A 1,032-nucleotide genomic window follows, 5' to 3' on the forward strand; every position below is an offset into this window, starting at 1 on the left:
CGGGTATTGGGGGAAGGGCTGACCCAAGTAAACCTAAAGCAGAGGTGGTGATTTCATGCGTAAATGCATCACCGATTGATAGTTCGAGCTGCTCATCTTGCCATTTTTCACTTAAATGCAGGCTCTTTGCTGGTAACCAGTGTTGACCAGTAAAATTGGGGTTCGGCTGTGCTATATTCACTTGAACAGCATCCGATATTTCCGAGACACGTATGCGTCTACGTTGATAGCTGTCGATAAGCACACCGTTGAAGGCTAAACCATCGATATAGAGAGCACCACTTTTTTGAGGATAGATTAGGTACTTTCGTTCAATGACCTCATAGCGTTGGTTATAAGCCATACGATAGTATTTATTTTCCTCGCCAAAAGGTTCAATGATGGCATTGCTTGTGGCGGGCTCACTTAAATTTCCGCTACTAAGCCTTCCTAAGGAAAATAAGCGAACGGTATATTGGATTTGTTCCTGAACGTAAACATCTGATTTGTCTGTTTCAACTTCAATAAAAACAGGGGGAGGGTTGTCCGCGTCGATGGGTGCTTTACCCTCCACAACCTCTATAACAATAGCTTCAGATTTGGCTCCTTGTAGTATTGCCTGAGGAATAGTTAGTGTACCGGCCTGCTTTGGGCTAAGCGTATAGTTCCATGTAACTTCGGTTGTTGTATCGCCATTAATGGAGCGCATACTATAATTCTGCTGGCGATCAAGGATCTCAAAGCTATCTTCAAGCCCTTTAATTGTTGGCGCTTCAATCTGGTTTCGCCCAAAGCTCATTAAGCCGCCCAGGCTAAAGTCGATATCCACATTCCCCTGAAGCTTAAGGTTGAAGCTCTCATTGAGATATACTTTATTCCTGTCAACACTGGCACTAAGGGATGTGTTGGCAAGGCTAAGCTGACTAAGTAGGCAAAGTGTTAGTAAGCTAAGCAGCTTACTAAGCATATTGTGATGTTTGTGTGGATAGCCTTTATTTAATTTTGGCTTATCGTTCACCATATTGGCTCACCTTCATTTATTACTGCTGACCC

General features: G+C 43.4%; 1 protein-coding gene. It reads right to left on the minus strand.

Features of this window, described 5'->3' with window-relative positions; genetic code table 11:
- A partial coding sequence (locus A3766_RS02720; protein ID WP_197479235.1) for a BatD family protein occupies nt 1–1,000 on the minus strand: 1,000 nt, incomplete at its 3' end.
- Between the last annotated feature and the right edge of the window lie 32 nt (nt 1,001–1,032).

The organism is Oleiphilus sp. HI0132 (assembly GCF_001635845.1).